The organism is Microvirga soli, from assembly GCF_016734765.1.
GTDB lineage: Bacteria > Pseudomonadota > Alphaproteobacteria > Rhizobiales > Beijerinckiaceae > Microvirga > Microvirga soli.
In genome coordinates this window covers 1-9,007 of the sequence record NZ_JAERQE010000096.1, presented here as the reverse complement: position 1 = coordinate 9,007, position 9,007 = coordinate 1, and the positions used below count along the sequence as shown (strand labels likewise).

The window sequence follows — 9,007 nt, the reverse complement described above, 5'->3', positions numbered from 1 at the left end:
AGGCCGAATACATTGATGCAGCTCTCACGTTCGTCCGTCCGCCAACATCATCTTGCGACGCACGGCCGGACCATACATCATGGCACATCCGAGACATTGCGCGTTGGCCGGCGTATTGGCGCTAAGCAGAAGCTCATAAATTGCAAAGGTAAGGTTCATTAGCGATGCGATGCTTCCGATTACAGCGGCAGCTGTGATTTCTTGGTGACTTGTACCTTCTGATAACGGGACTTGTCGGAAGCAAGAACTCAGGCCGTGATAGAGGGCGCGATCACGGCCCAAGACACCCTTCGAAGACAGGTCAAGACCGGGATCAAGCTTCTGTTTTCGGAAGTAAGAGTGCTCACGTTCCAACGGCCAAAGCGTTCAGCGGCTTCAGGTTCTCGAAACTCTTGCATCAAGCTGTAAGAGGCTACCTTGGAACCAATAAGACACTAAACCGAGACAGTGCCTTGAGTGTATGACAATCTAGGAGATAGCCTGATACCGAGCAGCGAGCATGGCAAACGCCTACCCATGTTCGCGTAAGCCTAAGTTCCGCAACTCTCTCTTAACGTCTGGGGGTGATGTAGTTCTTGCTGCGCTGGTGCTCCCACCTGCCCAATCTGCATGATTTCCGCACACAAATGGCCTCAATCCAGATCAATAATAGCCTCTAATCTCGCCAAACTCCCTGTCAATGCAATTTCAGTTTGCCTTGAAGTTCACGCCACACCTGTCTGGCGACGGCTGTTGCTTCTTTCCTGTTCCCAACCTTGAGCTTCCTGAAAATGTTGATCACATCATACTTAACGGTCTGTTCTTGTACAGCGAGTTGCTCACTAACCTCGCGGTTGGTCCGCCCCTCAGAGATTAGGCACAAAGTGCGTTTCTCATGCTCAGAAAGCAATGGCAGCGGGCTGATCTCCACTTGAGCATTTCTCGTCAGTAAACGAAACGCAAGGTTGGGAGAAATGAACGACTCGCCAGCCTTCACTCTTTGCACACCCGTGATCAGATCTCCCGCATCTGTCCCTTTAAGGAGATACCCTACAGCGCCAGCCTCAAGTGCACGGATTATGTCATCCTCGTCTCCCGAAACGGTCAGCATTACGACGCGAGTGGTCGTTGGAAGGTCGCGAATCGCGCGCGCAGCTTCGATGCCGTTCCCAGGCATGGATATATCGAGCAAGATGAGATCGGGTGCGTACTGTGCTACAAGGCCGACTGCATCCTTTGCCGAAGCGCCTTCCCCTACAACTTCGATCATGTCATCGAGAGTCAGCGCTCGGATGACCCCTCTACGCAAGAGTGCGTGGTCATCTACCACAACAACACGTGTCTTCTCAGCCATCTTGGCTCTCCTTCCCCGCAATGACCCTCATCTCTACTCTAGTTCCACCACTCGTAAGATGGCTCAGCTGAAAGACACCGCCCAGACTTTCCACTCTTTCCCGCATCCCAGCCAATCCCAATCCGGTGTCTGTGGCTGTGAGGCTGCCGACGCCCATCCCCCCATCATCCTGCACGACAAGGTTCAGAACGGAGTCTTCGAGACTGCATGTCACCGTCTGGCCACTGCCGCCCGCATGGCGGAAGGCATTGTTGAGTCCTTCTTGGACGAACCGGTACACACAAATCTTGATCCCGTGTGTAAGAGGATGCGAAATGGCACTGCAGTGAACGGTAACCTTGGATCCTGTCCGGCGCTCGTGATTGAAAGCCACTCGTTGGATAATTTCCGGAAGCGGCAAATCTTCTATCTCAGGCAGCATCAATCCCTTCGACGTGGTTCGGATATCGCGGAGAGCCTCTGAAAGCACGGAATTTAGTAACTGCAGCTCCTCTTCCCTTTTCACGGGTGTCTGGGCACGCCGGACGTGCTCCACGGTCAGAGCAGCTAAGCCGATGAGTTGCGCGGGGCCATCGTGCAGGTCAGCGCCGATCCTCCGCAGGTAGTTCTCGGTCAGTTCTGCAACTCGGCCAGAAGCACGCTGGGCGCGCTCCTTAAGGATATGGTTGTGTCGGGATGTGTGCTCGATCTCTACCAATCTTTCATGAAGCTGACGCCGCTGGAGGAGGATGAGTTTGTTACCCCGGTAAACGATCCCGAACAGGCCTAGCATGATGAGCAAGGTCGCACCCACGACTGCAAGCCAGCTGTTCAACCGGACCCACCAGAGCCTCGCCTCAAGCGGTGCGGTGCTCTCATGGATCTCTGCAACGGCAACGACACGACCGGTGCGCTCCTCCCGAAGAGGAACGTATATCTCAAGATACTTCTGGTCGCGGCCGCTGACCCGATGCTCAAGAGCCTGCAGGTCCGCATATTGCGCAGAGATGTCCCCTCCTAAAGCAGTGACTAGCCCGGGCGGCGGGGTGAATCTCCGACCGATAAGACTCGATGTTGTTGAATAAACGATAAGTCCGCCTTCCTTCCAGATCTCCAGGTGGGGAAATCTCTCCCTGAAATGATCTGCTCCTAGTAGCCGGTTTAGCTCGGTGGTTTCGTTGGCGGACAAGAGTTCCTCTCTCGTCAAGTCCTGAACCAAAGATTCGAGGAAGCTATCGATCAGGAGAGCTGTCGATGAAGCAGTGTTTTCGATCGTCGCCTTCGATACGATCTGGGCGGTGAACAGGCCGGCCGCGATCATTGCGACGATCATAATGGCGCTGCCTGTCAGCGCAAACTGGCGGGTCAGACTCACGGGTGCCGGAACTGCGCTCTGACGGTCAAGCCATGTCGATGGCGCCAACTCTGACATCCCACGCCCCGTATGCAGTACTAAGAATTGTGAAGGTAGACGGCGGTGAAGGTTGCCGCAATCCACCTCGGTCTGTCGGTTTTACATCTATTGGGTTTCATCAACATCAAGTTGACAGTACCTCAGCGTTGCTTTGTTAACTTTTCCTTAAGTCGCTGCGCTGCAAGCAACTGAGGTCCGCTACAGACTCGCTCCTTGTAGCTTTCCCAGGAGGAGCTGCATCGAATTGCGGGGGTATTTCACTACCAGACTGCCACACAACACCTTGGGAGCGGGCAAAGAGGGCAGCTTCAACACGATTGCGGACTTGCAGCTTATCTAAAATACTAGTTACGTAGTATTTGACAGTACCTTCGTTGATGTCGAGCTCAACGCCAATCTCTCTGTTGCTAAGCCCTAGTGCTAGCATTGACACAATTTGCCTTTCTCGCGGGGCAAGGGCCTTGAGGCGATCTATGGGTTTCATCGTTCTGGGGCTGTCGTTGTTCGCGCGCATCAACAGCCTGCTTGCTAGCGTCGGTGAAACACAGCCGATGCCTTGGGCAAGTGCCCGTACAGCATCAATTAGTTCAGGACCACCGGTGCTTCTTGGAAGGTAACCAGATAGCCCTCCTGATATGGCATCACAAATTCGCTCTTCGTCCGAACTGTCCGAAAGAACCAATATCCTGACCGATGGATACTTTGATAAAATCACATCGAGTGCTTCGAAGCGATCAATCGGTAGGCTTACGCCGACTATAACCACGTCCGGCTGGTTTTCCTGAATCAGCTGGATCGCGTCTCCTATCCGCGCCGCGTGAGCTACGATCGCTATGTCCGGCTGAGTTGCAAAGGCATCAATCATGCCATCCAGATACAAGGGCTGATCTTCGATAATGCCTACTCGGATCGTCTTTGACATGAGCGCCCCCCGTTACGGAACATACGTGTGTCAGGCAAAAAACTTCTCTTAGCACGGCGATCTTAGTCACCGCGCGGCTAGTCTTGTTGATCCTCTCTTGAGGCCCCTTAGTCCGGATCCAGCGCTATTGTTGGGAGTTGAAGTATTGGCCCAATGTTGAACGCTAAATTCATTAATATTTTTGAAGCTCTTCGGAAGCGGATGTTCTCACTTATGTGAAATATCAATACAAATAAGGAGGAACTGAAACCTACATTGTTGTCTACAAGGTGGTAACCCTAATGAGGTATGAACAAGATAGTGATCAGCCGCTTGCAATAAACACACAACAACAGTCTCTGTTCAAGAGTTGGATCTGCGCCTGCTTTCTCTTAAATGCTCATTCTACGGTTTCCATCCAGCTCGACCGTGCCATGAGATATTCAGACGCTATTAACCAAAGTCTGACCCTGTAAGTTAACTTTGGTCCTAGACAGTAGAGACCTTCGAAACAACTGGCATAGACCTCAGCTCAGATAGTAAAGTCCCTGCCTTTTGGCCCATGATGACCGTGTCCTTCTTAAGAACACAAGGGTGAGGGTTTTATCATGGTTGCCTATATTCGCTCGGACTTGGATTTCATTCTTCAGCAGATTAAGATCGCCGAAGCCCACGCGGCCGGTCAGCCGCTCTACGGAGAAGGCGGCCTGATCCCCACCTACAACTTGGCCTGGGGCCTGCGCACCGTCGACGGCACATATAACAACCTGCTCCATCCGACTTGGGGCTCGGCAGATCAACCCTTCCCCGAGGGGCTGGGCACCGACTTCCGGCCAGTCGCCGGTACACCCTTGGACTTCGACGGGCCTGGGCCCGCTCAGGCGATGCCCACGTCGCTGAACTACAATCCCTCAAACAACCCAGGCAGCTTCGTCGTCGATCCGGCGCTGCGGACCATCTCCAACCTGATCGTTGACCAGACGCTCGGCAATCCTTCCGCCATCCTGACGGCCCTTCAGCGCGCCGGCACCGTGACGCCGACAAACCAGATGAGCGTAACAGCCGAGATATCGGCCGCATACGCGCCGGTGAAGCCGCTTTTTGATGCTCTGGGCAATGCCGAACGTGAATTCGCCAACACCTCAGCCGCAGCGGCGGCCAGCCCTGGCAATCCCGCGCTTCAAGCTGCCGCCGCTGCCGCGCAGCAAGCCGTTGTGGATGCACAGGCGGCCTTAGATCTTGCCGACGACGCGCTCATGACGCTACTCGATACCTATGGAATCGTTTTGGATGGCTCGAATGTGTCGATCCCGAACGTCGCACCTGACGAAGGTTTGTCGGCGCCGTTTAACTCCTGGTTCACCCTGTTCGGCCAGTTCTTCGATCACGGCCTCGACCTGGTCAACAAGGGCGGCAGCGGCACGGTGTTCATTCCGCTGCTTCCGGACGACCCGCTGTATGATCCGACGAGCCCTACAAACTTCATGGTACTGACCCGCGCGACAGTAGGACCAGGCGTGGACGGCGTCATGGGCACCGCGGACGACACGCGGCCGGTCAATACCACGACCCCATTTGTCGATCAGAACCAGACCTATACATCGCATGCCTCACACCAAGTGTTTTTGCGCCAGTACGTGCTGAGCGCGGCCGGCGACCCCGTTTCGACCGGCAAGCTCATTGAGGGCGGCAATGGCGGAATGGCCACTTGGGCTGACGTCAAGGCGCAAGCCGCAGACCTTCTCGGCATCCAGCTGCTCGACTCCGATGTAGGCAATGTGCCGCTTCTGGCGACCGACCAGTACGGCGAATTCATCCGGGGGCCGAACGGCTATCCGCAGATCGTCATGGCCGGCAATCCTCCGACCTTGGTCGAGGGCGATCCCACGGCCAATGGAGGACTTGGCGTTCTCACGGCGGGCGCCGTGCGCACCGGTCACGCCTTCCTCGCTGACATCGCACACAGCGCCGTACCGACGGGCCTAGCCGATGGCGACATCGAAATCGGACTCGGCAACCCGGATAATGGGCCGACGAATGGGCAATACGACAACGAACTACTTGACGCGCATTACATTGCCGGCGACGGCCGCGCCAACGAGAATATCGGTTTGACCGCCGTCCACCATGTGTTCCATTCCGAGCACAACCGGCTTGCGGACCATACGAAGGAAGTGGTTTTCGCTGACGCGGTGAAAATGCTGGCAGACGGAGCCTCGCAGGCGGAATCCGTCGCCTTCCTCAACGAGTGGCTTACTGTCGACGTCAATGAGGTTCCGGCCTCCATCGATGGCCTGATCTGGGACGGCGAGCGCCTCTTCCAGGCGGCCAAGTTCGGCACCGAGATGCAATACCAGCACCTCGTGTTCGAGGAATTCGCCCGCAAAATCCAGCCGAACATCAACGTCTTCCTCGTTCCGGATGGGTATGACGTCACCATCAATCCCGACATCGTCGCGGAATTCGCCCACGTGGTCTATCGCTTCGGACACTCGATGCTCACGGAGACGATCGACCGCTTCGATCCCTCATTCACCGGTCACGACATCGGCCTGATCGAAGGCTTCCTCAATCCCCTCCAGTTCGAGACCAACGGCACTGGGGCCGTTGTCGATGCCGGTATTTCGGCCGGTGCGATCATCCGCGGCATGACCCGTCAGGTGGGCAACCAGATCGACGAGTTCGTCACGGGCGCGCTCCGTAACAATCTGCTTGGTCTGCCTCTCGATCTGGCGACCATCAACCTTGCCCGTGGCCGGGATACGGGCGTCCCGTCGCTGAACGCCACCAGGCGCGAGTTCTATGAGGCCACCAACGAGGAATCCCTGCTCAAGCCCTATGAGAGCTGGGTCGATTTCGCCGGCCACCTCAAGAACGAAGCCTCGATCATCAACTTCGTTGCCGCCTACGGCACCCACTCGCTGATCACTGCGGAAACAACGGTCGAAGGCAAACGTGATGCAGCGCTGACGTTGATCACCGGAATAGCTACCGGCAAATTTGCGGTGGTTCCTGGCTTCGTGGTTCCGACGGACGCGGTAGACTTCCTCAACGCAACCGGCACTTATGCCGGAGGCGCACTTGGCGGTCTTGAGAATGTCGATCTCTGGATCGGCGGCCTCGCCGAAGAAACCATGCCGTTCGGCGGCATGCTGGGTTCCACCTTCAACTTCGTCTTCGAGACGCAGATGGAGAGACTTCAGAACGGCGACCGCTTCTACTATCTGCAACGCCTCGACGGTCTGCACCTCTTCAGCGAAATGGAAGGCAACTCCTTCGCTGGGATGATCATGCGCAACACCGACGCGACGCACCTTCCGTCGGACGTTTTCTCGACCCCGGGGCTGATCCTCGAAGTCGATCGTACCAAGCAATACAATGAGGGCCTTGGGGAAACTGCCGGCGCTGACGGTATCCTGTTCGACAATCCGGCCACGAGCGCGAACGAGGCTGCCGACAATCTCGGCAACGATCCAACAGGCGGCGGCATCCTCACCCCCCTGGTGATCCGCAATGATCCCGCAACCGCGGGTGCTGACACCAATTACCTGCGCTACACAGGCGGCGAGCACGTCGTGCTCGGCGGAACCGAGGCTAATGACACCCTCATCGCCAGCATCGGCGACGACACGCTCTTTGGCGATGGCGGCAAGGACCGGATGGACGGTGGTTTTGGCAACGACATCATCAATGGTGGTGCTGGCGACGACATCATCACGGATGCCGGCGGCGACGACAATATCAAGGGCGGCGACGGGAATGACGTCATCAATTCCGGAAACGGCCTTGACCTTGTTCTGGCGGGTGCCGGAAGTGACTTCGTCGTCCTCGGTAGCGACATGGGCTCGGAGGTCTTCGGGGGCGAGGGCAACGACTTCATCCTTGGGCGGAAAAACGCAGAACGTATTCTCGGCAACGAGGGTGACGACTGGCTCGAAACCGGCACCTTCGATGGTGCACCTGGCGATAATTTCGACGAGATCTTCGCCAAGGACAGCATCCGCGGGAACGACGTGTTCCTCGGTGACGGCGGCTTCGACGAGTTCATCGGCGAAGGCGGCGACGACATTTTCGTCGGCAGCCCGGGCCGTGGCAAGATGGCCGGCATGTCGGGCTTCGACTGGGCAACCTACAAGGACAACGCCCAGGGTGTGAATGCCGATCTGTCCATCCCGATCGTGTTTGACGAGGCTCCGACGCTGCCTCCGAATACTACGCTCGACGAGTTCGAGTCGGTGCAGGGCCTGTCCGGGACGAGGTTCAACGACGTCTTGGCCGGCTCCAACGAAGACGCCACGACGCTGCTGCCGCTCTCTCAAGGTGGTTCGACGGGTTTTCTGGGTAGCGGGCTCGACGCGCAAGGCATCGCCTTGATCAAGGGTCTCCAAGAAGTTCTGGGTGCAGGCGTCACATCGTTCGCCGCCGGTGACATTATCCTTGGCGGTGACGGCAGCGACGTGATCAGGGGGAATGCCGGCGACGACATCATCGACGGCGACAAGTGGCTCGACGTGCAGATCGGCGTGTTCGCAGCCAATGATCCCGACCACACCGGTACGCCACTTGCGCTCCACAAGAGCATGACCACGCTGGCTAGCAGCATGTTCAATGGCAGCATCAATCCTGGCCAGCTTGCGATCGTACGTACCATCAGGGATAGCGCGGATCAGCCCGACAGTGATGGCTTTGCCGATACTGACGTTGCCGTGTTCTCTGACCTGCGGGCCAACTACACCCTTACGGCAAACCCGGACGGCACTATATCAGTGGCGCATGTCACCGTCAGCGACGGCCTTGTGTCCGACGGGGTGGACCGGATCCGCAACGTGGAAGTGCTTCGCTTCTCGGACGGCGATGTCTCCCTGATCAAGCCTGTGGTGGACCTGCATGCCTTTGATGTCGGCGGCACCTACGCCGATACGTTTGCCACCGGCGCCTACAATCTATCAACCGGCTCCACCACCTGGGAGACGGTCTGGACCGAAACTGGGGACGATAACAACCCCACGAGCGTCGCCGGCCAAATCCAGATCACTGGAGGTAACCTGCGCTTCGACACCGGCGACGGAGCGACCCTAACGCGCTCAGTTCCGCTTAATGGCGCCGCTTCGGCTCGCTTGACCTACACCGTCAACGAGCAAAGCCTTGAGGCCGACGACAACATCCGAGTGGAATATTCCGCAAATCCCGCAAACGGAAACGGCAGCTGGAGCTTAATTGACACAATTAATGGAGCAACAGGCAACACTACGCGCTCTGTTGACCTTCCGTCACCGCTCACAGCAACGTCTGCGATCCGTTTCGTGTCAACCTCGCTTGAGGCTGCCACCGGCGGGTTCAACGGGAACACCGCCGACATCGTCGATATCGGTAGTGTCAC

4 protein-coding genes are annotated in these 9,007 nt (G+C 56.9%); 1 reads left to right on the top strand and 3 read right to left on the bottom strand.

Going from position 1 to position 9,007, the window contains the following annotated elements; translation table 11 throughout:
• Positions 1-676: 676 nt before the first annotated feature.
• The 3 genes from JKL45_RS28700 to JKL45_RS28690 all read right to left on the bottom strand — a co-directional run bounded on the left by JKL45_RS28700 (position 677) and on the right by JKL45_RS28690 (position 3,648).
• On the bottom strand, positions 677-1,333 hold the full coding sequence (locus JKL45_RS28700; RefSeq protein WP_201865187.1) for a response regulator: 657 nt from the start codon (positions 1,331-1,333) through the stop codon (positions 677-679).
• The gene (locus JKL45_RS28695; protein WP_201865186.1) at positions 1,326-2,687 is read right to left on the bottom strand and encodes a sensor histidine kinase; all 1,362 of its coding nucleotides are present in this window, start codon (positions 2,685-2,687) and stop codon (positions 1,326-1,328) included. Before JKL45_RS28695 ends, JKL45_RS28700 begins: the two co-directional genes overlap by 8 nt.
• Before the next feature lie 193 nt (positions 2,688-2,880).
• On the bottom strand, positions 2,881-3,648 hold the full coding sequence (locus tag JKL45_RS28690; RefSeq protein ID WP_201865185.1) for a LuxR C-terminal-related transcriptional regulator: 768 nt from the start codon (positions 3,646-3,648) through the stop codon (positions 2,881-2,883).
• 587 nt (positions 3,649-4,235) lie between these two features.
• Between JKL45_RS28690 and JKL45_RS28685 the strand changes: the two genes are divergently transcribed.
• A partial coding sequence (locus JKL45_RS28685; protein ID WP_281401835.1) for a peroxidase family protein occupies positions 4,236-9,007 on the top strand: 4,772 nt, incomplete at its 3' end.